At 57.0% G+C, this 24139-nt stretch carries 21 protein-coding genes; 5 read left to right on the forward strand and 16 right to left on the reverse strand.

What is annotated here, in order from left to right:
- Positions 1 to 49: 49 nt before the first annotated feature.
- Positions 50 to 2026 (reverse strand): AMP-dependent synthetase/ligase, encoded by a 1977-nt coding sequence (locus R5L00_RS14685; protein WP_317652530.1) that lies wholly within the window; start codon positions 2024 to 2026, stop codon positions 50 to 52.
- 410 nt (positions 2027 to 2436) lie between these two features.
- On the opposite strand from R5L00_RS14685, the gene R5L00_RS14690 reads away from it, so the two are divergent.
- Positions 2437 to 3696 carry a calcium-binding protein gene (locus R5L00_RS14690; protein ID WP_317652531.1) on the forward strand — a complete coding sequence of 420 codons (1260 nt, stop codon included), beginning with the start codon at positions 2437 to 2439 and terminating at the stop codon, positions 3694 to 3696.
- Position 3697: 1 nt separating this feature from the next.
- Here R5L00_RS14690 and R5L00_RS14695 read toward each other — a convergent pair whose 3' ends face one another.
- The 3 genes from R5L00_RS14695 to R5L00_RS14705 form a co-directional block, all read right to left on the reverse strand.
- Complete coding sequence (locus R5L00_RS14695; protein WP_317652532.1) at positions 3698 to 4597, reverse strand: tyrosinase family protein; 900 nt, start codon at positions 4595 to 4597, stop codon at positions 3698 to 3700.
- Entirely contained in the window at positions 4594 to 5079 is a 486-nt protein-coding gene (locus tag R5L00_RS14700) for a hypothetical protein (RefSeq protein ID WP_317652533.1), read from the reverse strand. The genes R5L00_RS14695 and R5L00_RS14700 overlap by 4 nt, the downstream gene beginning before the upstream one ends.
- A gap of 70 nt (positions 5080 to 5149) precedes the next feature.
- Positions 5150 to 5887 (reverse strand): hypothetical protein, encoded by a 738-nt coding sequence (locus R5L00_RS14705; protein ID WP_317652534.1) that lies wholly within the window; start codon positions 5885 to 5887, stop codon positions 5150 to 5152.
- A gap of 140 nt (positions 5888 to 6027) precedes the next feature.
- Here R5L00_RS14705 and R5L00_RS15970 point away from each other — a divergent pair, with 140 nt between their 5' ends.
- Complete coding sequence (locus tag R5L00_RS15970; RefSeq protein ID WP_411555625.1) at positions 6028 to 6090, forward strand: hypothetical protein; 63 nt, start codon at positions 6028 to 6030, stop codon at positions 6088 to 6090.
- Positions 6091 to 6136: 46 nt separating this feature from the next.
- Here the strand turns inward: R5L00_RS15970 and R5L00_RS14710 are convergent, their stop codons facing one another.
- From R5L00_RS14710 to R5L00_RS14735, 6 genes are all read right to left on the reverse strand, one after another.
- On the reverse strand, positions 6137 to 7246 hold the full coding sequence (locus R5L00_RS14710; protein WP_317652535.1) for an ABC transporter permease: 1110 nt from the start codon (positions 7244 to 7246) through the stop codon (positions 6137 to 6139).
- Positions 7247 to 7249: 3 nt separating this feature from the next.
- The gene (locus R5L00_RS14715; protein ID WP_317652536.1) at positions 7250 to 8434 is read right to left on the reverse strand and encodes an ABC transporter permease; all 1185 of its coding nucleotides are present in this window, start codon (positions 8432 to 8434) and stop codon (positions 7250 to 7252) included.
- On the reverse strand, positions 8434 to 10227 hold the full coding sequence (locus R5L00_RS14720; protein WP_317652537.1) for an ATP-binding cassette domain-containing protein: 1794 nt from the start codon (positions 10225 to 10227) through the stop codon (positions 8434 to 8436). The genes R5L00_RS14715 and R5L00_RS14720 overlap by 1 nt, the downstream gene beginning before the upstream one ends.
- A 2-nt stretch (positions 10228 to 10229) precedes the next feature.
- Complete coding sequence (locus R5L00_RS14725; RefSeq protein ID WP_317652538.1) at positions 10230 to 11267, reverse strand: HlyD family efflux transporter periplasmic adaptor subunit; 1038 nt, start codon at positions 11265 to 11267, stop codon at positions 10230 to 10232.
- Between the two features lie 118 nt (positions 11268 to 11385).
- Entirely contained in the window at positions 11386 to 11808 is a 423-nt protein-coding gene (locus R5L00_RS14730) for a hypothetical protein (RefSeq protein WP_317652539.1), read from the reverse strand.
- 14 nt (positions 11809 to 11822) lie between these two features.
- Positions 11823 to 12680 (reverse strand): hypothetical protein, encoded by an 858-nt coding sequence (locus tag R5L00_RS14735; RefSeq protein WP_317652540.1) that lies wholly within the window; start codon positions 12678 to 12680, stop codon positions 11823 to 11825.
- A 252-nt stretch (positions 12681 to 12932) separates the two neighbouring features.
- Here R5L00_RS14735 and R5L00_RS14740 point away from each other — a divergent pair, with 252 nt between their 5' ends.
- From R5L00_RS14740 to R5L00_RS14750, 3 genes are all read left to right on the forward strand, one after another.
- Positions 12933 to 14129, forward strand: a complete 1197-nt coding sequence (locus R5L00_RS14740; RefSeq protein ID WP_317652541.1) for an esterase-like activity of phytase family protein — start codon at positions 12933 to 12935, stop codon at positions 14127 to 14129.
- A gap of 85 nt (positions 14130 to 14214) precedes the next feature.
- Positions 14215 to 14865 carry a potassium channel family protein gene (locus tag R5L00_RS14745; RefSeq protein WP_107693086.1) on the forward strand — a complete coding sequence of 217 codons (651 nt, stop codon included), beginning with the start codon at positions 14215 to 14217 and terminating at the stop codon, positions 14863 to 14865.
- On the forward strand, positions 14862 to 16223 hold the full coding sequence (locus tag R5L00_RS14750) for a TrkH family potassium uptake protein (protein ID WP_317652542.1): 1362 nt from the start codon (positions 14862 to 14864) through the stop codon (positions 16221 to 16223). The genes R5L00_RS14745 and R5L00_RS14750 overlap by 4 nt, the downstream gene beginning before the upstream one ends.
- 62 nt (positions 16224 to 16285) lie before the next feature.
- On the opposite strand, the gene R5L00_RS14755 is transcribed toward R5L00_RS14750, so the two are convergent.
- The 6 genes from R5L00_RS14755 to R5L00_RS14780 all read right to left on the reverse strand — a co-directional run bounded on the left by R5L00_RS14755 (position 16286) and on the right by R5L00_RS14780 (position 24055).
- Positions 16286 to 17104: an OBAP family protein gene (locus R5L00_RS14755; protein WP_317652543.1), complete on the reverse strand. Its 819-nt coding sequence runs from the start codon at positions 17102 to 17104 to the stop codon at positions 16286 to 16288.
- 169 nt (positions 17105 to 17273) lie between these two features.
- Positions 17274 to 18644 (reverse strand): SulP family inorganic anion transporter, encoded by a 1371-nt coding sequence (locus tag R5L00_RS14760; protein WP_317652544.1) that lies wholly within the window; start codon positions 18642 to 18644, stop codon positions 17274 to 17276.
- A gap of 105 nt (positions 18645 to 18749) precedes the next feature.
- Positions 18750 to 19259, reverse strand: coding sequence for a hypothetical protein (locus R5L00_RS14765; RefSeq protein WP_107693082.1), 510 nt, complete (start codon positions 19257 to 19259; stop codon positions 18750 to 18752).
- 512 nt (positions 19260 to 19771) lie between these two features.
- The gene (locus tag R5L00_RS14770; protein ID WP_317652545.1) at positions 19772 to 20869 is read right to left on the reverse strand and encodes a hypothetical protein; all 1098 of its coding nucleotides are present in this window, start codon (positions 20867 to 20869) and stop codon (positions 19772 to 19774) included.
- Between the two features lie 417 nt (positions 20870 to 21286).
- Positions 21287 to 23470 (reverse strand): TonB-dependent receptor, encoded by a 2184-nt coding sequence (locus tag R5L00_RS14775; RefSeq protein WP_317652546.1) that lies wholly within the window; start codon positions 23468 to 23470, stop codon positions 21287 to 21289.
- A gap of 174 nt (positions 23471 to 23644) precedes the next feature.
- Positions 23645 to 24055 (reverse strand): hypothetical protein, encoded by a 411-nt coding sequence (locus R5L00_RS14780; protein ID WP_317652547.1) that lies wholly within the window; start codon positions 24053 to 24055, stop codon positions 23645 to 23647.
- Positions 24056 to 24139: the final 84 nt, after the last annotated feature.

Here is a 24139-nt window from a genome sequence, read left to right on the forward strand (position 1 = left end):
AACAATAACCGGAGACAGGATGATGAATTACATGAACTCACCCGGGCGTTTACTGAGCCGCCTGCTCGCCATATAGCCTGGTGATCTCATCCGCGAAGCGCTTTTTAACTTCCGGACGCTTCAGCTTCAATGTCGGTGTCAGCAGTCCATTTTCCACCGACCAGGGTTCCAGGGTCAGGTAAACCGCGCGAACGCGCGCGTATTTGGGAAACCCGCGAACGGCCGCCTTAATCCTGTTAATCACGTAATTCTTCACAACTGAACTTGCGAGCGCGGCGGGGTCCGCCGCGTGCAGACCGAGACTGACCGCAACTTTTTCCCATTCGCCAGGGTTCAGTACCAGAATCGCCCCCAGATGGGGACGCCCTTCGCCCACTACCATCGCTTGGGAGATCAGCGCATCCTGAAGGATCGCCGCCTCCAGGTCTGCAGGAGGGACTTTCTCCCCGCTCGATGTGACCAGGATCTCCTTGAGGCGTCCGCAAATGAAGACGTGACCTTCAGCAATGCGCGCTTGATCGCCGGTGTGCAGCCACCCCTCCGGATCGATCCGGACGCGCGTGTCTTCCGGCCTGTGCCAATACCCGAGCATGACCCCCGGGCTGCGCGCCAATAATTCATCTTCATCGCCGAGCCGGACTTCAACGCCAGGCAATGGCGGGCCCGCGGACTCTGGAATATTATCATCAAGGCGGTTGACGGTCAGTACGGGGGCTGCCTCGGTCATCCCATAGCCCTGCACCAGCGGAAGTCCAAGTGCGAGGAAGTATCGGGAAACCTCGCCGCCCAGGGGTCCTCCTCCGCTTACGGCTATCCGTAGCCGTCCCCCGAGGCTTTCCAACATCTTGTCCGCGACCAGTCGGCGCAACAGCGGCCAGGCGAGGCGGTGCCATAGTGGCAGCGACGTCTTCTGTGGCCGGTGCTGGGTGGCGATAAACTGCTGCCAGCCGATCGTTAACGTCCAGTCGAACAGCAATCCGGCGAGCCTGCCTTTCTCCTGGACCTGCTGGCGCGCCTTGGCTTGAACGCCGTCAAACATCTGAGGCACGCCGATGAGTATGCGCGGGCGGATGGTGGCCAGGTCTTCCTTCAAGTCCTTGAGAGAGCGCGCATACGCCACGCTGCTCCCCGCCATCATGGGAAGATAATATCCCGCGGTACGCTCAAACATATGCGAAAGCGGCAGCAGGGAGAGATAAACATCGTCCCGGTAACCGGATACAGCCGTCAGAATCGCCTCGGTGTTCCACAATATATTGTGGTGAGAGAGCATGACGCCTTTGGGCTTGCCGGTTGTGCCGGAGGTATAAACAAGCGTCGCGAGCTGGTTCGGGTCGGCGTTTCGAGATTTATCCAATTCATAATGATGAGGTTGAGCGTCGGGTTCGCCTCTCCCATGCCCACCGGGGCGTCGCAGCCAGCTGTCGACCGCTTCCACAGGAATTTTCCCGCTGGAATCCGCTGGAGCATCCTCCTCGGGCCGCTGCACGCACAATACTTTTTCCAATCCGGTCAGATTGGCACAGTGGGGAGCCAGCGTTTTCCAACGCCCATGCGTTCCCACCAGGAGCAACCTTGCACCGGCGTCCTCCAGGATATAGGCGATGTTGTCCGCGGTATCAGAGAGATAGAGCGGCACGACGACAAGGCCAAGCGCCAGGGCGGCCTGATCGAAGCATACCCATTCGAGCGAGTTTCGCAGCAGCACCGCCACGCGCTCGCCGGGATCGAGATTCTCCCCGGCCATGGCTGTTTTCCAGGCTGTCACCAGCCCACCCGTTTCCCGCCAGGTATAGCTCTGCCAGTTGCCACTGGCCGGATCGAACTGGCGATAAGCCGGATCATCCGGCGAGCGCTGGACCCGCAAAGCAAACAGCCCCGGGAGGGTACCCGCCGCGGCGCTCGAGATAACGTCAGCTTCCGGCATGGCAACCGCTCGCGCGTTCATCACCAGAAGCCTCCCCTGCCGCCTGCGTTGGTCGCCGGTGCACGGTAACGTCATGGTGACGGGAATAGGGACGGCCATGGCAACGGAAGCCGCGAGGCAAGTTACCGATGATTAACTTCGTCTGATTGCCAGCCAGCACGCTTTCCTCCTTGGTGCCCGGTCTCTACATGTCAATCATAGGCTAAAACGGGACGATAACCAGAACGAATTTTTGATAGTGATCGGGAGGCCCAGTCATGCACTGCATTTATGCAGGCGGCAATTGACTGCGGCCATAGGCAGAGCCGACGCTTTTGCCAGCGACAGGTCGTGCTCGCCCGGGGAGAGCCAGATCTTGAGCGCGGATGCATAAACCACCCAAGGGGAGTTTAAGCCAGCAACGTTCGGTTCCCAACAGACACACGGCATTGGAAATCTTTACTTTAACTTTCGGGGGCAAGCACGTGCTATCGGCCCTTTTTCTCCTAAACTTCAAGCCGGAATCCATCATGACAAAAATCTATGGAACAAAAAATTTCGATGTGATCACTCCTGGCTCCAGCTCTCTGGGCGTCAGTGGAGTTCCAAGCAAGCTCGTTACGGGTTCCGCCGACACCATCTATGGCCTGGGCGGAAACGACAAGATAAACGGTGGGGCAGGTGCGGACACGATGTATGGCGGGGCAGGCCACGACAGTTACTATGTCGGCACGATGTTGGACAAGGTCATCGAAAATGCCCGTCAAGGCACTGACAGTGTATACAGCTCAGTCAATACTGCTAATAAATGGCTGCCCCGCAATGTCGAAAATCTGACGCTCACCGGCACCGCGTTTTTCGGGGGCGGCAACGATCTCGATAATGTGATTACCGGCAATGCGTCCGCCAATACGCTACATGGTTATGGCGGCAATGACCGCCTTAGCGGGGCCAATGGCAACGATAATCTGTATGGCGGCAGCGGTCACGACACGCTCGACGGCGGCGCGGGTGCGGATGCTATGTACGGCGGCGCAGGTAACGATAATTACCGGGTGGACAAACTGACCGACAAGGTTATCGAATACTCCGGGCAAGGAATTGACGGTATTTATAGCTCTGTCAGCACCAGTTATAAATGGCTGCCCCGCAATGTGGAGAATCTTTCGCTTTCCGGCGCCGCCAAGCGAGGGGACGGCAACGATCTCAACAACACGATTACCGGCGATGTTCTCGACAACTCGCTTTATGGCTACGGAGGAAGCGACAAATTATACGGCGGCAGTGGAAATGACGTGCTAAGCGGAGGCGCAGGCAGGGACACCCTGGTAGGGGGGCCGGGCAACGATGTGCTCGATGCGGGGGCGGGTTTGAACACCCTGTACGGAGATGCAGGCAAGGACCGGTTCGACTTCACGAGTGCAGAGCGGAATGAGACGTCCCTTCGCACAATCATCAAGGACCTGAAGATCGATGACGACCGCATCGGTTTGGCAGCGCAGGATGGCGAGGCATTCTCCGAAGGGCTGAGCTGGGCGAAGGAAGGCGTTGTCGGCAGCACGCTCAAGCCCGATTGGTACTTCGAAGGGAGTACCGGCGATGACGGGGAGGACCCGAGCGGAATTTATCTGAGTTTTCGCGGCGCCGCCCCGTCCAGCGCGACCATCGCCGACCTGTGGTACAACCCTACCTTCGCGATCGCGGGGGACAGCAGCTGGTTTGCAACCGTAGAGTTCGCTGCCGATGCAAAAATAATCGGGCTGTCGGCGGACGACTTCGTGCTGATCTGAGTTACGTTTCCACGTCCGCCAGGTCGGCAAGCGTGTCGTATTCGTAGTAACGCTTGTAATCGACCATTTGCCGTGGCGTGACCGTATCGTTGAAGATACTGTAAAGCGCATCGTCGACACGGTGAAACTGCAGCGTCTCCGGGGAGGTCATATCCGGCAGGTAGGGGGAATCCGGGTGCCTTTCCTGCCACGCTGCCCAGATGCGGTCCACGTTACAGTGATGCAGGAAGAATATCGGGTCGTTGGGCGACGATGATAACGACATGTCGCCGCCAATCCATACGTGCACATTGTTGTGAATGCGAGCGCTTCCGATCCAGCCTTCAACCAGGTTACGCATGCCGTCGGAGGATGAATTAAATGGCCGAGAGTCGTAAGCGGGCTGCTCGCGGACAACGGCACGAACGTCCTCGCGGCGTGGTAGCCTTCCCGTGCTGCCGAGAGAACGTTGCAGCGAGCGGTCGGCGCGCCGGAGATCCCCGGTCCTCAGATTCATTTCCAGCCGCACGCGCCAGTCGCTACCGGCGAATTGGCCGAGGTTCGCGTTATTCCACACGGAAGATGTGACTGGTTCATCCAATTCCGCATCGGCGCTCCAGTCCCAGTACGGAATTCTGAACTCGTCGTCGTTTACCGCCCGCCTGAGCAAGCCTTCAAAAGTGACAAGAAAGTAGCGGTGCCATGGAAGGAATGACGGACCGGAGTGCGCGGCATTGCGGTCGCTTTGGTTCGGGGGGGTCATCAACATCATCGTCTGGTGGTGCCAGAAGACAAAAGAGTCGTAAACCGACAATCCATCCTGGCCCGGCCATGGCGACTGAGCAGGGTCTTTAAGCCGCCTTACCCCGTCGATGTAGCGCTGGGCGGCATCGGCGTCGGTTAGAAAATTGCGGCGGATCATGAGTGATCTCCATGATGGTTATGATCGGAATCGCTCGGGGTGGTGGAAGAATTGGAGAATGCGTCCTCCGGATAGGCGTCCATGACCGCTTTCATCAAATCGACTGCGGAAGCGTATGTCACGAATGGCGTAGCATGCGTGAATACCTGTCCGTCTTCGTCAACCGAAAGGTGGAGGTCAGCCGGTTTTCCATCCACCTCTATGCGATAGGTTGTAATGATCCTGACTGTGTGGCCCTTATGGGCGAGCTCGCGCACGCTGGTCGCTTCATGCTTGCCGTGGGGCTCAACATAGGAGGGAAACTTCGTTTTGACCCACTCGGGGTGGGATTGGGCACCGTCGGTGGGAGAATACCGCGCCAGAACCGATATATCTGGATTGGTAATGGGGTTGGTCCGTTCTCCGAGGGGCACCGCTTCGCCTTGCTTGCTCTCCTTTCCCCTCCCGCCTCCACCTTTGCCCGGCACTTTCTTTTCTTCCATAACGATTCCTCCACGATCCCGTCAAGACAGCGAAATTGACTCTTAAGCCATTTTCATGTGGCCGGGTTGCTCAAAGCACGGGTATGTCTTCCGCCACGCCTTTCAAGTGGACGACATCGTAAGACAGTTCAGCGCCTGCCGGATTGATCAGCCGTCCGCGGCTACGAATCCTGATTCCGAGCGTGTCGAAATCCTGCCGCGCCTCGCCCCCAAGATTGACCGGCGGGAGAATCAGCGCGAAATCGAGCCCTCCGGCGTCTGCGTTGGGTTTCAACACCACTGAAACGACCGACCCGAGCACCGTCTGTTCCTGCGTAATATCGTCCCCTCGGAAGATAAATTGCCCTTCCAGACCGTGGTATTCAAGCTGCGCTTCCGTCGAAGATTCGCTCGTACCCAACGGCGTAAGCGCCCTGGGGAAAAAAACGATGCGCGTGCCCTTGCTGCTGTCGGTGAGGGTGAACCGGTTGGGTTGGCGATGAGGTTGTCCGGCACCAGCCACCAGTGCTGTTTGTGAATTTTTCGCAGCATGTATACGCACCCCTTCGACGCCCTCAGGAGAATTCTCCCATATGTCTGAAACCTCGATTACGGAGATTACCTGGGTAGCCGCGCCGGCGGGGGGGTCGGCGATGAAATCGAATCCGTAAATACCGTCCGGAGGCGCCTGGATATGGATATGCGGTATCAATTTGGGGTTTGACCAGCCGCCGGTCGGCACGGTGCCGAACGCATCGATCTTTAATTTTGGGGGAAAGCTTTCCAGTACTGAAAGCTTGACACTGGTTATTTCAAGAATTTTTTCCATGCCCGATTCCCGGTAAGGGATACCACACGCGTGCTTCTGCTCCCATACCTTTATAGTTTACAGCACCGAAAAGGCAAGGATATATCGAAACACCAACCTGCTCCCCGGCAAATGGGAATATTGCCCCGCCCGGTTTTTACATGCTTTTCATAGTGAACAATCGGGGCGTACCATCCCAAGGGAGGCTTATAGCGATCTCCTGACAGCGCTGGCGGTTCCTCCATGGGGCCCATCCTGTTTCTTTGCTGCTTAAAGAAGACGGTTTCGAAACAGCCAGGCGGCCAGAGGCAGCGTAATGGCTGAAATGATCAGCAGCGGGATCAGGTCATAGACAACCATGAGCAGTCCGGCTCCTTCCAGATAGACGCGTTGCATCAGGTCGATGGCGAATCGCAGCGGGTTAACCAGGGTTGCAATCTGCAGAAATTGCGGCATGTTGCGGACGGGGGTGGCCAGTCCGGACAGCAGTATCAAAGGCATGATAAGCATGAAGGTATAGAGCATGGCCTGCTGCATGTTTGCGGAAACCGCCGAGATGGACAGCCCCAGGCCGACGCTGGCAATTATAAACAGGACCAGCCCGGTATACAGGGTCACGAGCGAGCCCGCCAGCGGTATCTCGAACCAGAACAGCGCCACCATAAGGACGATTGTCGATTGCATCAAGCCAATGAGCATGATGGGGATGGCCTTGCCGATCATTATCTCTGTAGGTGAAAATGGCGTTACCAGCAACTGGTCAAAAGTGCCGTTTTCGCGCTCGCGGGCGACGGACAGTGCAGCGAGCATCAGGGTCTGTATCATGCTGAGCGAGGCGATAAGGCCCGGCAGCAGGTTCCAGCGCGTTTCAAGGTTGGGGTTGTACCAGGCGCGCGCCTCGACCGTAACCGGAGGCCGATTCTGTTCGCGCAATGACGCGTTATACGACTCAATCACCGTGCCGACATAAAATGCGGCGGAGCCCGCGGTGTTGGAGTTGCGCCCGTCGAGGATCAGTTGCACCGGGGCGGGTTCGCCTGCCTTGAGCTGCCGCTCGAAGAGCGGGCCGATTTGGATCGCCATCAGCGCTTCTCCGGAATTGATGACGCGCGCGATCTCGTTTGGTGTTTCCAGGGTCGCCACCCGGCGGAACACGCCTGTTCCATCCAGACGCGCGACCAGTTCAACGGAGGCAGCGCCCCTGCTTTGATCAAGTAACGCGTATGGCACGTTGTTCAGGTCGTAGGTGGCGGCGTAACCGAACAGAAAGCTCTCCATCAGCGAGGGAACCACCAGAATTATCCGGTTGGCTGGATCTTTCAGGATGGCCAGTAATTCCTTCCGGCACAGGCTGACCACGCGGCGCAGAAAGTCGAGCATGGGTTAGTCCAGACTCTTGCGCGTGACGAATCGCGCCAGCCCGAGCAGCAGCACTGCGTAGCCAGCCAAGATCGCGCTATTCTTTAGGATCAGCGGCCACACATTGCCGGCGAGAAACAAGGTCCTGATCAGTTCCATGAAATAGGTAGCGGGCAGAAGCTGACCCACCAGATAAATGACAGTTGGCACGTTGCGCAGGTCGAACAGGAAGCCGGAGAGCATCAAGGCAGGCATGAAGCTGCTAATCAGGGCTATCTGGCTGGCCAGGAACTGGTTTTTCACCGACGAGGAAATGACCAGTCCGAGGCCCAGTGCCACCAGCATATAGAGCATCGAGCTGCCCAGCACGATCAGAAACGAGCCGAACATCGGTACCTGGAACAGGAAGCGTGCGGCGACCAGGCACATGCCCAATCCCAGCATTCCGACCAGAAAATACGGAATGATCTTGGCCAGCAGGATCTCGGTTGGCCGCACTGGCGAAACGAATAATGCCTCCAGAGTGCCGCGTTCCCATTCCCGGGCCATTACCATCGCGGTGAGGAAAGCGCCGACCAGGGTCATGAGCAGCACGATGAGCCCCGGCACCAGGTACCAGGTGCTCGTGTTCGCGGAGTTGAACCACATCCGTTCAATCAGCATTACAGAGCCTGCAGAAACACTGTCCGGGCGCCCTCTCCGGTCGGCAAGGCGTTGGGCCCATTGGCTGATGGTGCTGCTTACATAGCCGCGTATGATCAGGGCGCGGCTGGCCTCGGAGCCATGCACCAGCACTTGCACCTGGGCATCACCCGCCGCCAGGCGGCGGGAAAAATCATTCGGTACCCGCACGATGGCATCCACCCTGCGTGCCAGCATGAGGCGCTCGGCATCATGCATCGAGCTTACCACCACGGGTGATATGTATGCGGAAAGCTCCAGCCCCGCGACGACGTCAGCGGCCATGGGCGATGGGTCTTCGAGCACCACTGCGACAGGCGCGTTCTTAACATCGAGCGACAGTCCATAGCCAAAAATCAGGATGAGCGCGATGGGCAACCCAATACCAATAGCAAGATTGCTTTTGTCACGCAGGAGTTGACGAATCTCCTTGCGGGTTAAAGAGAGAACGCGTTTCCAGAATCCTCTAAATCCTTCGAGTCGACCCCCGTCCGCATCTTCCCGGGCGGGCGTCCTTACTTTGCTCATCAGCCTGCTGTCTCCACATGGGTTGCATCCTCTCTCTGCCTCGCGCGTGCAACAATACCGATGAACGCCTGCTCCATGCTCAGTTTGCTATCTTCCCCGCCTGCCTGCCGACGCACCTCCTGGGGGGTGCCGAGCGCAAGCAGTTTGCCTGCATCCTGTATTACGATGCGGTCGCAATACTCAGCTTCTTCCATGAAATGCGTAGTGATGACGATCGTCGTTCCCACCTGTGACAGCGCCGTAATACGTCGCCAGAACGCGCGCCGCTTCAGCGGATCGGTGCCGCTGGTAGGTTCGTCAAGGAACAGGATGTCAGGTTCGTGCAACAGACCGACGGCCATTGCGAGGCGTTGCTTGAATCCACCGGGCAGTTGGCCGCTGGGCGAATTTTCCCTGCCGTCAAGGTCGAATTGCTGAACTACGGTGCGGATGCGGTCACGCAAGCGGTCGCCATGCAAGCCATACGCGCTGCCGAAGAACTCCAGGTTTTCCCGTACCGAGAGGTCGCCGTAGAGAGAGAATTTCTGCGATACGTATCCGATATTGCGCCGCGCAACGGCTCGCGCATGCCGCAGGTCTACCCCGGCGACATGGACGAAACCGCTGCTCGCGGGCAAAAGACCGCACAGCACGCGAAAGGTGGTGGTTTTGCCTGCGCCATTTGGTCCCAGCAAACCAAAAATCTCGCCGCGGCGAACCGAAAACGAGACATGATCCACGGCGACGAATTCGCCAAAGGTGCGCACAAGATCTTTCACCTCAATTGCGATTTCATCCCCAATTCCTGTTGCAGGACGGTGGGTATCCTCCGCTTCGGCATCCGCCGGCGCGATGGTTTCCACCTCCGCATCATGCCATTTTCGCAGCAGGACCATGAACCCGTCCTCAAGACGTGCCTCTGCGGGGAACACCTCGATACCGTCCAGCAAGGCATCCAGCCGTTGCTTGTCCGCATCGGCACGACGGATGAAACGGACGGCGCCAGCCTGGGGAACCGCATCGATAATACTTTCCACCTCATCCAGCAGACGTGCCTGCAGGATCCGCGGCGGCTGGTCCGCCGGGGGGATGGCGATAAAGCACAGGTGGTTTGCCTGAGCCTGAATATCCGCGGGGGTGCCGCTGGTCAGCAGCCTGCCCTCGTGCAGCACGAACACCCGGGCGCAGCGCTCGGCTTCATCGAGATAGGCGGTAGTGACGAGCACGGTCAGGCGCTCATCGTGAATCATCTGGAGGATAATGTCCCACAGCTCGACACGGGATAGCGGGTCCACGCCGACGGTCGGCTCATCGAGCAGCAGCAGTTCGGGTGAGCGGACGAGCGTGCAGGCGAGGCCCAGCTTCTGCTTCATCCCACCGGACAGTTTTCCCGCCGGGCGGGAAGTAAAGCGCGCCAGATTGGTCATGTGCAGCAGGCGGCGGTAGCGTTCCTTGCGAGCCTCCTGCGTCACGCCGTGCAGATCCGCATAAAGGTCGAGGTTTTCCTGCACGCTCAGGTCTTCATACAGGCCGAAGCGCTGGGGCATATAGCTGATACGGTCCTGAACCGCTTGCGGATCTGCGGCGACATCGATACCCAGAACCTCAAGCCGGCCTTCGTCCGCCTTCATCAGTCCCGCCATCATCCGCAGCAGCGTCGTTTTGCCCGCGCCGTCCGGCCCAACCAAAGCGGTGAGCGTCCCTGCGGGTATTTCGAGAGAGACATCGGTGACGGCGGGCACCGTCTGTCCCGTTTCCTTGACCAGAAAGCGCTTGTGAAGTCCGCTTCCCGCCAGCGCCGCCGTTTCGCTCATCCTTACGTCCTGGGGAGCTGTTTGTCCAGCTGTTTGTCCTCTTGCAGAGGAATATGCACGGTAGCCGGCATGCCTAAACGCAGCCGATCATCGGCATCGTCGACATAGACGCGCACTTCGTATACGAGGCTGGTACGCAACTCTTCAGTCTGGACGGTTTTAGGCGTGAACTCCGCTACGGAGGAAATATAGCCTATGCGTCCCTGGATGGGCCGGTCGGGGTGGCTGTCGATGGTCACGCGAGCGCTCATTCCCGGCTTGATATGGCCCAGATCGACTTCAGTTATGTAGGCGCGCACCCATTTCGGGTCTGTAATCGCCAGCGCATAAACCGGGCGTTCCGGCGAGGCCATATCGCCTGGTTCCAGCAGGCGCGAGCGGATCGTGGCATTGATAGGAGCTTTCAATTCCGCCTGGTTGAGGTAATGAATGAACAATGCCAGTTCGGCCCGGGCCACGTTCAGCTGCGCCTGGGCCTGGGAAATGTCCTCGCGGCGCGGACCGATCCGCGCCAGTTGCAAGGCCTTTTTGCGGTTTTCAAGTTGTGCGCGGGCTACGCGCCGGCGGGAACGCGCATTATCAACAGCCTCCTCGCTGACAGCCCCGGAAGAATTGTCGGTTATCTCCCGGAGGCGGGTCCAATGCTGTTCAGCAAGATCCGTCTCGGCCTGCGCGGCACGCACCTCAGCCCTGGCCTGCGCCACCTCCTCCGGACGCGTGCCGTTCTTCAGCCGCAGCAAAACCTGCTCCTGCACCGCGATGCGAGCTTCCGCCTCCGCGATTTGCAGGGTCAGGGCGCGGGTATCCAGGCGCGCGATGACCTGGCCGGCCTCGACGCGGTCGCCTTCCTGCACGCGCATCTCGGCTACCCGCTCGCTGCCGTTGAACGCCAGTGAAACCTGGCGGATATCCACGTTACCGAAGAGTACCAGTGTGGCGGTATCGGCGGGCTGCCGGGTGAAATACCACCCCCCCAGCGCCAGGACGGCCAAGCCGATCACTACAGCAGCCGGTGCGAATCGTTTGAGTCGTTCATCCATAAGGTAAATTGGGCAGTCCCGTTATTGCAGCGCTCCCATGCGCTGATCGTTCGGTTCCGGCTTTATGAGCCCGGAACGCGATTTTATCGAGCTCTGCTGTTTGCGCAAGTCTGTCTGGTCAGGCCCCCTCGCCGCCCTGCCGCTCGACAATGGCTGTGGCGGCGTCATTCACCGCTACTATTGCAGCGGGAATAGCCGCCGCGTTGCCGGAGGATACCGCCGCGGCGAAGAGGATCAGCGCGGACGCCAGATCAAGCGCCTGCTTGAGGGTGGCGATATGTTGCACCGCCGACTTTGCCGCTTTCACGCTGAACTGCAAATGGACAACCGCGGTCTGGCTATCCATCAGGACAAGTCCGACAGCCGTCGTGTATATGCTGGACGCCATGTTCAACAGGCGAATCTCCCGGCCGTCAAGCACATCCCATTCGGCTTTCGTCAGGCTGGACCGATTCCTGATGCGCCAGTCGCCCAGCAGAATTGCGGCATCCCGAAACTGGTTGCCTAACTCGAACGCATCATCCGGCGTAAGTTTATCCATGGCGCTTTCCCGTATTATCGCGCAACCTCAACGAAATGCCGGTAAGCATACCGAAGTTCATCGATATACGGGCTGAATTGCTTGCTCAGCTCGTCATTACCAATCATGCCCGTATGCTCATGTAGAAATCGGTGCCCGTGCGCGATCTTCTCCAGCACGTCGTCGTACGCCTGGACGCTTCTGAGCCGTGCATCCACGCGCCCGAGCGCATCCGCCCTGGCTTCTCGCGCCAGCGCCATCGCGACAGGTTCCGGAGGGTTATCCGGCGCGAGCATGAAGTTGTCGTAATACCTTGTGACGAGCGTAGATTCAACCTGCAAATCGGCGCCGATACCTTTCGTTACGATTTTGCGGGTAGCCTTGATAATATCCTGCAGAGGCTCATTGCCGTCCCGGATCAGGTTCTTGATCTCATTCTGCCGATAGGTCGCGGTGACAGCCCGCGCGAGCAAGGTCGATAGCGCGCCCACCGCTTCTTTCTCGCCACTGGTAAGCAGTGTCGCCTTGTTGAGACTGGCGCTGAGGTCCTTCACCGATTTATCGTACGTTCTGATCTCGCCAGTCGTGAGTCCAGCCAACCCCTGCATGTAATCGGCTATCGTTTGCTGAAGTAAATCCAGGCTTGCTTGCTGCGCTTCCCGGCGCGTTTTTTGTGCTTCCAGTTCTGCGTGGTATTCAGGTGGCTGGTATTGCTTGCGTCTGTCCATCGCCGCAATATAGTCTCGCGACAGGGCTTCATGTTCCGTTGCCTTGAATGAAAGCGTCGCGAAGGTTTTTACATCTGTAAAATTCGCGCAACCGGATACCCCCATCGCCAGCAGAAAAATGGCGGCTGCCGGAAAGAAATTTCCTGAACGGAGGGGGCGAGTCATGTTGAATTCCCTGTACTAACTGAACAATTGTCGCGGTGGTGCAATATCGCCGCCCATTCCAGACACTGCCGCATATATTCAGCTCATCATTTCTCGTGGAAAATGCGTATTGCGTGTGGCATGGTCGAGTCTCATGCCCCGTTAACGGAATGTGAAGTAAAAAACTGATATGGTTTCATTCTTCGGGCGGATGGCCGGACGCGGTGCTCATGCATAATTCGCGGTTTTAATAATACTGAAAATCCCGTCCTCATGAGAAGAATTCCTTTGAGCGCCATTGCCCTGGCGGCAAGTCTCGCCATAGCGGCCGCCTGCGCTGCCGCCCAGCCAGGCAATGGGAATGAGCACGGTGGCTTCAGGCTGAACTATATTGGCCACCAACTCGTACCCAACAAAACCCGTTTCAACGGTACCACCATTGGTGGTTTGTCCTCTCTTGACTATGACTCGGCCAGCGACCGTTATATTACGGTCAGCGACGACCGCAGCAACATCAATCCCGCCCGGTTTTACCAGCTTTCCCTCGATCTGGCCCTATTCACTCGCTCAGTGGCGCCGGGCATGGAAGGGGTGGTGTTTCACTCCGTAACGACGATCCAGCAACCCGACGGAAGCGCCTTCAAGAGTGGTACGGTCGATCCGGAAGGCCTGCGGTTTGACCGGGCGCGCAACAAGATATACTGGAGCGACGAGGGCCAGCGGGGAATCGTACGCATCAGGAACCCGGCAGTGCGTGAAATGAATCCGGATGGGAGCCACAGCCGCGATTTCAGCGTGCCCTACTACTATTATCCGCGCGGCTCGAGGCTGGGGATATTCCCTGGCGATCGCGGCGTCTACAGTAACCTGGCATTCGAGAGTCTTGCGTTATCGATTGACCGCAATATTCTCTATACAGCCACGGAAAATGGCTTGATTCAAGATGCGCCCCCCGCCAATATTGTTACAGGCTCGCGCTCACGAATTCTGTCCTTTGACATCGCCAGCGGGGCGTCGGCCGCTGAGTACGTCTACAACGTCGATCCGGTTGCATTCATTCCGGCCTCGATCGTGGGATTCGCAACCAATGGTCTTACAGACTTCGTTGCAATTGGAGACCGACAGTTCATCACGATTGAACGCGCTTTCACGCTCGATGCGCTCTTACCCGGCAGCAACTCGACCGGTTATACTATCCGCCTTTATTATGCAGATGCGCGAAACGCGACCGATATTTCGGGAATGCCGACAATTGCAGGCTTCAGCGTTGTGCCGGTACGGAAAACATTGCTGCTGGATTTATCGGAACTGAAAAACGACGACGGTTCCGCGCTGGCGCAGGGTAACATCGAAGGTATCACGCTGGGGCCGATTTTCAATGGCAAGCGCACCGTCATCCTGGTAGCCGATAATAATTTTTCCCGCAGCCAGTTGACCCAATTTATTGCTTTCGAGATCAGTCCGGAGTGAGATGCCGGTTGGGGGAAGTTTTCCCCTGCTGGTCGCAGGGTTTCCTGTAATCTTGATTCCCGCATTGAAATAACCGGGACATTTCATGAAGAATACCTACGCAGTGCTCGGACTCGGTATTTTCGGATCAACCGTTGCGCTTGAGCTTTCACGGCTGGGCCACGATGTCATAGGGATCGATCTTGACCCCAATCTTGTCAATAATATCGCGGAGAAGATAACTCAGGCCGTCATCGCTGACGCGCAGGATGAGAAGGTGTTACGCGACCTGGGCGTTCACGAGTGCGATGGCGTGGTGATTGCAATTGGAGAAGACATCGAGGCAAATATTCTTGCCACTTTGATCGTCAAAGGGATGCCGAAGCCAAAAGTTTGGGCAAAAGCGCACAATCCCAACCACCATAAGATACTGGAAAAACTGGGCACCGATCATATCGTGCACCCCGAGCATGAAATGGGTCTGCGCCTGGCGCGGGGAATGGTCTATCCCGAGGTGATGGATTACATCAGCTTTGGGGATGACCATTTCGCGGTGCAGGTGCGAGCTTCAGAGCGGCTTGCCGGGCAGAAACTGGATTCCCTGCATCTGGCGGAAAATGATCTTCAATGCTTGCTGATCAAGAATCAGGATCAGGTGTTGAGGCCACCACCACAGCAGTACGAATTCAGGTGTAACGATAAGATACTGTTATGGGGGACACTGCGCAATCTGCGAAAGATCAGCAAGTACTTATGAAATTCGCATTACTGGGCGACAGGCTGTTTCAGCAGGTCAAAACGCATGTTCTCGGACTGACGCCTCCCCAGGCCCTGGTTCTCTCCTATATCGGTTTGTGTTTCGTTGGCTCGCTGTTGTTGAAACTGCCGGCGGCCACACAGATACCCATTTCCTGGTCGCAGGCCATCTTTACCGCTGTGTCGGCTTCGACCGTGACCGGCCTGGTCGTGGTCGATACCGGCACCCACTTCACCCTGCTGGGTCATTGGATACTGCTTTTCCTGATGCAATGCGGTGGGCTCGGGTTGATGACGTTCGGCATACTCATCATTCACCTGATGAAAGGCCAGCTGGGGCTTAAGCACCGCGCGGCATTGCGTGAAAGCTTCAATCAGAGCGGGCAAGGCGACTTACGCCGGCTTATGTTCTGGGCGGTCGGTTTCACCGCCATCATGGAGTTGCTCGGGACCGCCATGCTGGCCATTCAGTGGGTCCCGGAAATGGGATGGAACCGAGGGCTGTTCTATAGTTTTTTTCATGCCCTTTCCGCCTTCAACAACGCGGGTTTTGCATTAGCGCACGATGGTCTGGTTGCCTATGTTGCCAACCCCCTCGTGAATATCGCGATATCGCTGCTGCTCATCTGCGGGGGAATCGGCTTTGTGGTCGTGGCCGACATCATCGGCAAAAAGCGTTTCGCGCAATACTCGCTGCACACCAAACTGATGCTGATCGGTACGATTGCGATCAACCTGGTTGCAATGCTCGTGGTTCTGGTGCTCGAATATGGAAATCCCGCCACTTTGGCCGCACTGCCCGGCTGGGGAGCGAAACTCTGGGCATCCTGGTTCCAGGCTGTGACACCGCGCAGCGCCGGCTATAACACGCTGGATATCGGAGCCCTTCTGCCGTCAACCGCATTTTTTATTACTGGGCTGATGCTTATCGGCGGCGGCAGCGGCTCGACGGCCGGCGGCATTAAACTCAGCACGTTCCTCGTGGTATTGCTGACGACTTGGGCATTTCTAAGAAAGCAGGAACGCCCGGTGGTATTTGGCCGCAGCATCCAGCTGGATATCATCCGTAAATCGCTGGCGATTATCGTCATTTCGCTGCTGTGTGTAACCACCGGCATATTCCTGCTGACCATTACAGAAACGGCGGCTTTCCTGGATCTGGCGTTTGAGGGCGTATCCGCAGCAGCCACGGTCGGGTTGTCGCGGGGAATCACCGCGGATTTATCATTGGCGGGTCAGGCCATCATTGTCATACTGATGGTGATCGGCCGCGTCGGGCCGCTCACCATCGCATTCACGCTGGCTACCACGCGTGGGGAAAGCATTCAGTATCCGTCAGGACAAGTGAGCATTGGATAGCTGGATAACGGGTGGCGCATAGTCGAACTGCCCCGGGGCTATTCTTATGCTCATCCTGGTGCTTATTCGGTTGTGTGGGGGAGAGATCGTGCGTTCCCCTGGTCGATCACGGCGGGAATATCCCTCGTGGGACGGGCAAATTTACCTTTCAGGTCGTCAACGCCCGATTGCGGCTTGGCATACTGCTTGAGGTCTTCGCGCTGTTTACGCACCTCGGAGGTGTCGATCTTAAGTTTCTTGTCCCGCTTCTCCACCAATCCGGGTATCGCTTCGCCATCCCTGCTAAAAGACCAGCCCAGCATCGGCTCACCCAACGGCAGTGTCGTGCCCAGCTTTCCTTCATGACCGGTGTCCCAGACGTGCCAGGTTTTGCCATAGCTGTTCATTTTTCCTTTCATCAGCGATTTTTCGGCCATGTTCGGAATGCCGGGGGCGATAAGCTGCCCGGAAAGAATTTCGCCATTATGAGGATGCCAGTACTTTTTTTCCTCCTCGGGGAGGCTAGCAAAAAGCTTTTCGGAAATAATGTATTCAATGCCGTTCAGATTCGCGTCCCCGGTATTGCCATCGAACAGCGCGCACTGCGCGAAGTCCTCATTTACCTGATGGCAATAGTGATGGGCCTCCATCTGGTCTTCGGGAGAGTCCTTCATGGGATGGAAGCCTACGAGATAGATATCGAAGCGCTTCAACGGAGAATTGCTCTGTAGAAGTTTCGCGCCTAATTCCAGGATTCTTGTTTTTGGGGTTTTTGTCTCGCCAGCCGGAACGATATCCGGCTCCTTTGACTCTTGCGCGGAGCTTGCCGGTGCAAGAGCGATCAGCATCAGTCCTGCCAGCAAGGCGTACCCCGTCGAAAAACTTCCATTCAGCTTATGCATATCCCCTCCTGGGTAAGCTTGCGGGAAACTATTCTACGGATAGTGCCGCGCTTTTCGGTACGCTAACGCACACGGTATGCTTGCAACTACCGTCGCAGTACCGCACAAAGCCACGCCATATCGGAACATGGCGTGGCATTCAGCCAATAACTGACCTCCGGTTGGCGAGCTAGTCTGCTCCGCCTCCACCCGACGAAAATTTATCGAGGTATTTTTTGATGATGACCTTCCCCGGTACTTTATCCGCCTGGCTGAAGACAACATAATTGATGAGGCCGTGCACCGCCATGGCGATCAGCAATCCCTCGAATATTCCTACCTTATAGACCAGCAAGCCGCAGACGGTGGCAAGGATCATTGCGTATTGCCCGTAATGCGCCACGTGCCAAAGCCCCATGATCATTTTCCAGCCCGAGAAAATCATGATCGCGGCCAGCGAAAACTTGGGCAGATACTCCAGGTACTGCGAGTTCAGGACGAAGAACGCGACCACGACCCCAACCACGAGGACCGAGAATTTGGTCATCGCGCCGGCCAGCTTATTCGTCGTACTTTTTGCCAGTCCGTCGAGGTTGGTCATGCCGCCAAAGAAGCTGGAGCCCATGTTTGCTATCCAGATGGCCAGCAGGCTGTTGTTGGTATTGCACTTGCGCCCCAGCGGATCGATTTTCTCGATTGCTGCATTGCTCATCACCTGCTCGATGACGTCGATCACGGCCAGCATGGCGGCAAAGCCAATTACGTACACCCAGGTCAGCGTGCTATCGAAATGTGGCAGCGGCAGCGCCAGCAGAAGCTCCACGTCATCCACATGCAGCATCGGGACCGGCAGGAATTGCGCCAGCACAATGCTCGCACCGATCAGGAGGAAATAAGGCACGGCCGGCTTCGTGTCCTTGAATTTGGAGAACAAGTAAACAAAGGTGGCAAAACCGACCAGGGAAATAAGGGCCATCTGTATCCGTGCGCCGTTCCAGAATGCATCAGCCGCTTCCTGCTCGGCTGGTATCTCGTAAGTGAAGGTCAGGAACTTCAGCGCAATTTTCAAGCCGACGCCTGCCAGCAGTCCTTCGACGAGATAGCTGGGCACCGCCAGCAAAATGTACTTTTGCCAGTTGAACTTCCATATCATTGCCTGCATCGCGGCAGTAAGAAAAATGACAAAGGCCATGTTTTCCATGCCGAAACTCGCCACACCCATGGCGAGCACAGGCGCGAGGCCTGCGGCAACCCCAGGCGCGCCGATATAGTTCCCGGGCCTCATAAAAGCGTTAATCCAGCCGATGAAACAGGCAAAGGCGACGGTTGCGAGGGCAACCTTGATGGGGTAATCGGACATCAGTGCAATGCCGACAGACAGGGGAATCGCCATTGCGCCGGTGATGATGCCAGCTTGTACGTCGCGGGCAAGGTACTTGGCTTCAAACGCGGCCGACGCCGGCTTAATGCCCGAGAGCGATCCCGCACTTCCAGCGCTGTGGGCGGCGAGGTCGCCGTGAGCCGCCGACGGAGGCTCGTTGTGGTGCTTGGTTTCAGACATGTGGATTATTCCTTCCGAATTTGGCTATTGCTGGTTTGTTGCAATCTTGCCGGGAGTTGCAAAAGGCTTTCGTTATCAGTCCTGCCTGGTACCCCGCAAGTCTCTTCATTTTTTCCCCCTCTTTTGTGTCCCTTCAGTGGACTGGGCAGAATCGCGTGTCCTGGCGGAGGTGCTGCGCTTCGGTTTTGTGTAGCCGGGATTGATCTCGGTGTCATCCCCAAAGGAATCATTAGCCATGTTGGTATCTGGGCGGACAAAGTCCACGCTTGCGCAAAACTGTATTGCGTCCGGCTCCGCCCCGGTGGTTCGGATAGGATGTTCCGGAGCTTCCGCGCGGGCAGCGGGCGACGCGCGCGACAGCGCCGACACTTCGTTGCGCGCACGCTCCGCGTGCAATTCGGAAAGCACATCAGCGACCCGTTGGCGATCCGCGTCGAGGTCCTGCTTAAGTTGTTGAAACGATACGGCCATGCGTTCCAGCGCGGGTTGAGCCATTAGCATGAATTCGGAAATCACACCACTCATGCTTTGCCCGCTCGCAGCGCTGATCTTGCGCAGAATAGCGTGTTGCTCCTCGGTAAGCGTTACGGTTATACGCGGCTTGGATGTGGGCATAGTTGCTCTCCTGATAAGTTTTCTCTGCGTCAATGTGATGCACCAGATTCTGGTGATGCACCTGATGTACAAAAGGCTAGTGCATCACCTTGGGCAGTCAATAAGATAATTCCAAGGGCGAGCCGAGCGACCGGGTGACGGCTTCGAACGGCTTTGCTCGGCGCCTCGTTCAGCCAGCTACGGCTAAGCGCGGATCAGAGGCGACGTGGTGGAATTAACGCATTAAAGAACGTACGGTTGACAAAGATGTGAAGTTTTCGTGAAAAAAACGTGAATATGGCTGCGGCGGAATGATGGGGACAGCGGCGGCCGCGGTGGTGCGCCGACTTTGCCGCTGAGTAATTGCCGTTCAGGATCATGACGGCCTTCAGCGGCCGCTAATGAAAAAAAGGGGGGGTGCCCTGGCAACGAAACACCCCCCCAGGCACAAGCGCGGGGTTACGCTGAAGCAAAGCCCGCGGCGGTACTGTTGGCAGCGGTCGCGGCGGCGGTATTGCTGCTGACACAGGTATTCACGAATGAAGCTCTCTCATTGGGAAAGCGAAGTTGAGGGTGGTGACGGGTCTGGTTGTCGTAACCGTTACGGGGTGGCCAATCTTGGTCAATTGCGAAAGCTTGACGCAGAAATCAGATAAGGTGTTCCAACTGGCTGCGGCCGAGGGCATCGCCACCAGATCGCCGATCTGGTGTGGCGTTGCACCTGCATAAATCGCGTTGATGACCTGGCCGACCTTGGTTTGTTCGGCCTCCCACATCGCCGCAATCGGTGGCATCTGGCTATTCATCTCCAGCATGCTTTTATCGAAGTTGTCGATCAACTGGGAAACTGCCTTGCTTATGGCGGCGGCTTGCGCGTTTTCCGACATATTAACCCGCAATCTCACGATCCTGCCGATCGTTTGATCAATCTCTTTATTAGTGACGATAAGATCATAAGTCATCTTGCCGACGGTAAACAGCAGGCCCGCGATCGCCAGGTAAGGAACCTCGACGCCTGCTGCGGAAACCACGGTATAGCGGATGGTGACCGAAGACTGAATGAAGTTTTTGCCGGCCGAGATTTCCGCGCTCGACAGGGTTCCTCCAAGCCTGTTGAACTGACCTTGAAGTGCCATGACTTGCGTGGCGAGGTCGGTCATGGCTTGCTCTTCGCTGGCCAGGCTGTTCCATGCAGTCGCAATACTGGCGTCGAGTGCCTGCCGAATATTGTTGAGATTATTGATCTGCAAGGTAAACTGACCTTCTGCGGCGCGTGTCACATTTTTTCCCGTAGCGAGCGCCGCGCTCATCGTATTCAATATGTCCATCCAAGCGTCCTTGTCGTCGCCAACGCTGGACGCAACCTGAGCAAAGCGGGAAAACAAGGTGGCATAGTTTATAAACTGGTTTAAGACCGGAGTCCAAATATCTAATTTCTCTGCCTGCCATTGCTCCCCCGCTTGGCTCAGGAGCTCAATGCTCTGTCGGGCAACGGCCGCCCACGGGGGATTCGGACTCAGTCTCCCTACCCTCGTATTCATACTGGCAAAGGCAAAAGCGTCCACTTGGCGAATGATGGAGTACCCTCGGGCCAGCTGGTCAGTCGCGTTATTGACATTTGGGCTTAGCATTTTTTCCCCCCCGGGAATTTGGATGTGCCCTTTTGGGCGGCAGAAAGCATGTATGAACCGGTACACCCCTGTAATCGATCCTAAGAATTGGCATTACAGAGTTTCCAAGCCAGATGAGGCAGACGAGACTGGAGCAGCACGAGCGCCGCTGCGTAAAAATGCCGTGCCTCAACCGTCTTTAACGAGCATTTTTTGCTGCTCGTTGCCCACTCGTATCTAACGGCAAGGTCATGAAAATACTTGAATGGAATTTTACGAAGGCAGTTGAATATTTGTGACTGATCAGCTGTATGGACCAGTTGGGGGGATTAAAGGCCTAAAGGAAGGTCTAAAGGCTAAAAGAAATTCGAGTGGTGGCGATGATCAACGTCACAACGAATCATGTCTGAAGGAAGGCAGCCTCTTACCGCAGTTTTTCTAAAACGTGTAACTCGCGTTCAACCCCACCATATAGTTCCGTCCCGGCGAGGGCTCATAAAAGCGCCCGTTGGCTTCATTCACGATTACTGCTCCGGCATAACGGGTTCCGGTAATATTGTCCACGCGCGCGAACCCGCTGATCTTCCACGCGCCGATCTGACGCGAGTACGCCACCCGGACATTAGCAATGGCGTATGCCTTTGCGGCTTCAGAATTGATGTCGTTTACAAAAATACGGTCCCGATAGATTGCCTCCACCGCGGCCGAGAATCCTGGCAAGCCACGCCGCCAGGCCAACTCTCCGAAGGCGGTATTGCGTGGCACGCCCGGCAGGAAATTTCCCTCTGCGACCGTTACCGTGGCCCCCGCCGCACCGGCGCGATAGCTGTATTGATCCAGAAAGACCGCGTCCAGATAGGTATAAGACACAAAGGCCGACAGATCACGCTGGAAATACGCGTCCAGGGAGAGCTCCACGCCGCGCCGTCGCGTATCGGAAGCGTTCTGAAAAGTCGCCCGCCCGCCAGAATTCGCGGCTGGCACAATCTCGCCATTCACATGGGTTTCGAAAAGCGCCAGGTTGATGCGCGTGCTGTTCGTCGCCAGCCATTTGAACCCTGCCTCGAAGTTATTGCTTTTGCTCGGCTGGAGCGCGAAATTGAGGCCGCCGACGCCGTCGGGCCGATAGGCAAGCTCGACGAAAGTGGGCGTCTCGAAGCCTTGCCCGGCGCTGGCGTAGAGATTGAGAGTGGGAGTCGCTTTATACAAGAGCCCCAGTACCGGCGTGATCTTGCGAAAAGTAATCCTGCCGCTGTCGTCCGCATTGCCTGCGCGGATAAAAAAATCTTTGGACCTGAATTTCACTTCGGTATTGCGCACACCGGCGGAAAGCGACCAGGCGGGAGTAAATTGCCACTCGGCCTGCGCGTACTGACTGAAGCTCGTCACTGTGTTGTCTTCGTTACGCCGAATAGTGCCGCGCACGCCCAATGTGTCCCCGGAAAAATTTTCGAAACCTTTGCGTCGTTCCCCCATGGCATCGTATTCGATTGCCGCGGTCAGCGTGAACGGACGGGGGCCAATGCTGCGATGCGTCCATCTCAATCCCAGACCGCCGAACTCGCGATCAAGATCCACTACCCCGCCCGAGTTTGTCTGCGGGATCTGCGCGCCTCGAGGCACTGCCAAAAACTGTTCCACTTGCCGGGTTCCCGCATAACCGATCAGTTTGATCGAGCTTGTTGCGGAAAACTTGTGCTCATAAACGAGCCCCCCCTGGGTATTGTCAATGCTCTTGCGGGTATTGAAAGCAATCGCGCCGGTACCCGCCTGTCGCGGGTCCGCCATCATTTGCGCGCGTGTCAGCCCGAGCGGGTCCTGGGTATTGCCCTGGTGAAGTTCGTTAAACACCAGCGTAAGCGTGTCATTGTTGGTAAATCGATAGGTGAGCTTTGCGTTGGCCTGGTACCGTGTGGCGGAGCTGTGTTCGCGGTAGCCATCGGTCTGGAAACGCGAGATATCCACGATGTAATTGAAAGGTCCAGGGAGTGGGATGCCGTCGGATCCCTTTGTTCCACCAAGTGTTCCGCCCAGCTTGATCTCGCCTCGGCTGGTTCCAAAGCTGCCGCCGAGCAACGAGCCGGACAGCATCGTTCCCAATGGCCCGTCCTCGGTAAACGCCTGGATTACGCCGCCTGAAGCATTTCCATGGATCGCGGAAAAAGGACCGCGCAGAACTTCGATGCGTTGGACCGAGCCGAGGTTGATATTGGCCGCCTGGCCCTGCCCGTCCGGCATTGTGGCGGGGATGTCATCGACAATCATCCGAACGCCGCGAATCCCGAAAGTGGAGCGCGCGCCGAATCCGCGGCTGGAGACCTGCAGATCCTGGGCGTAATTTTGTCGGTTTAAAATGACCAACCCCGGCACTCGGGATAGCGCTTCGGAGAGATTCACACGTGGCTGGCTGTCCTGGATCACAAGCCCCTCCACCACATCGACCGACATGGGCAGAGAGAAGCTCGATTGCTCGACACGGGTACCGCTGACCACGACCGGGCGAAGCGTGACCGGGGCGCCGCCCGGAGGGAAAATTGCCTGCGCGAACGAGGAATCCGTTCCGGACATCAGGATTGATGGCGCTATTGCCGCTGTGGCAAGCATCGAGGTCAATGTCTTCAACGATCTTGCTTCCCCGGACTTGTAACGTCGGAATGGCGACATCGAACGGGGCGCGCTCAACCCCCTTTTCGAAACTACAGTTGGCTACGGTAACTCAACTCGCTGAACTCCATGAAAGCCGTAAAACGGCCCCGATGGGCGTCTTTGCTATTCAGATACCGCTATATTATCGCTCTAATAGCCCTGACCGCCGGGCATGGTTCCCGCGGGCGGAACTAAGACAGGAGAGGGAGAAGAAGGGCTGCGTTCTACTTTTTGCCTGCCGGCGGTGGCATCCTGGTTTACTTTTTCGATAGCTTCGTTTATCCGCGCCTGTTCAGCGGTTGCCCCCTTATTAACTGCTATGCTGTCGGCATTCGCCTCTTTCACCATGCAGTCGTGATACGCCTGTAGCTGCTTCTGCCACTCATTGATTGTGCCGATGCTTTTATTGAACGCCTCCGCACTGCTCGAATCGATGATGGGTTTCTGCGGCAATGCTCCACACCCGGTTGGCGCCCATCCTTCCGAACCGAGGACGCCGGCCTGGGCCGTGAATGCCGCGGCATATCCAAATAATGCGGCAACAAAAATAACCGGTCTCATGATAGATCCTCCTTTTAGGTGGTTTTAGCCATTTTAACCTATTGGGGCGCCAAAACCCGACTTTGAGTCGGTGCGTGAAAGGAT

It is taken from the genome of Nitrosospira sp. Is2 (assembly GCF_033095785.1).
GTDB lineage: Bacteria > Pseudomonadota > Gammaproteobacteria > Burkholderiales > Nitrosomonadaceae > Nitrosospira.

Coding starts and splice junctions, on each gene's coding strand:
- R5L00_RS14685 (WP_317652530.1), bottom strand. CDS start 2,026: ATGGCCGTCCCTATTCCCGTCACCATGACGTTACCGTGCACCGGCGAC.
- R5L00_RS14690 (WP_317652531.1), top strand. CDS start 2,437: ATGACAAAAATCTATGGAACAAAAAATTTCGATGTGATCACTCCTGGC.
- R5L00_RS14695 (WP_317652532.1), bottom strand. CDS start 4,597: ATGATCCGCCGCAATTTTCTAACCGACGCCGATGCCGCCCAGCGCTAC.
- R5L00_RS14700 (WP_317652533.1), bottom strand. CDS start 5,079: ATGGAAGAAAAGAAAGTGCCGGGCAAAGGTGGAGGCGGGAGGGGAAAG.
- R5L00_RS14705 (WP_317652534.1), bottom strand. CDS start 5,887: ATGGAAAAAATTCTTGAAATAACCAGTGTCAAGCTTTCAGTACTGGAA.
- R5L00_RS14710 (WP_317652535.1), bottom strand. CDS start 7,246: ATGCTCGACTTTCTGCGCCGCGTGGTCAGCCTGTGCCGGAAGGAATTA.
- R5L00_RS14715 (WP_317652536.1), bottom strand. CDS start 8,434: ATGAGCAAAGTAAGGACGCCCGCCCGGGAAGATGCGGACGGGGGTCGA.
- R5L00_RS14720 (WP_317652537.1), bottom strand. CDS start 10,227: ATGAGCGAAACGGCGGCGCTGGCGGGAAGCGGACTTCACAAGCGCTTT.
- R5L00_RS14725 (WP_317652538.1), bottom strand. CDS start 11,267: ATGGATGAACGACTCAAACGATTCGCACCGGCTGCTGTAGTGATCGGC.
- R5L00_RS14730 (WP_317652539.1), bottom strand. CDS start 11,808: ATGGATAAACTTACGCCGGATGATGCGTTCGAGTTAGGCAACCAGTTT.
- R5L00_RS14735 (WP_317652540.1), bottom strand. CDS start 12,680: ATGACTCGCCCCCTCCGTTCAGGAAATTTCTTTCCGGCAGCCGCCATT.
- R5L00_RS14740 (WP_317652541.1), top strand. CDS start 12,933: ATGAGAAGAATTCCTTTGAGCGCCATTGCCCTGGCGGCAAGTCTCGCC.
- R5L00_RS14745 (WP_107693086.1), top strand. CDS start 14,215: ATGAAGAATACCTACGCAGTGCTCGGACTCGGTATTTTCGGATCAACC.
- R5L00_RS14750 (WP_317652542.1), top strand. CDS start 14,862: ATGAAATTCGCATTACTGGGCGACAGGCTGTTTCAGCAGGTCAAAACG.
- R5L00_RS14755 (WP_317652543.1), bottom strand. CDS start 17,104: ATGCATAAGCTGAATGGAAGTTTTTCGACGGGGTACGCCTTGCTGGCA.
- R5L00_RS14760 (WP_317652544.1), bottom strand. CDS start 18,644: ATGTCTGAAACCAAGCACCACAACGAGCCTCCGTCGGCGGCTCACGGC.
- R5L00_RS14765 (WP_107693082.1), bottom strand. CDS start 19,259: ATGCCCACATCCAAGCCGCGTATAACCGTAACGCTTACCGAGGAGCAA.
- R5L00_RS14770 (WP_317652545.1), bottom strand. CDS start 20,869: ATGCTAAGCCCAAATGTCAATAACGCGACTGACCAGCTGGCCCGAGGG.
- R5L00_RS14780 (WP_317652547.1), bottom strand. CDS start 24,055: ATGAGACCGGTTATTTTTGTTGCCGCATTATTTGGATATGCCGCGGCA.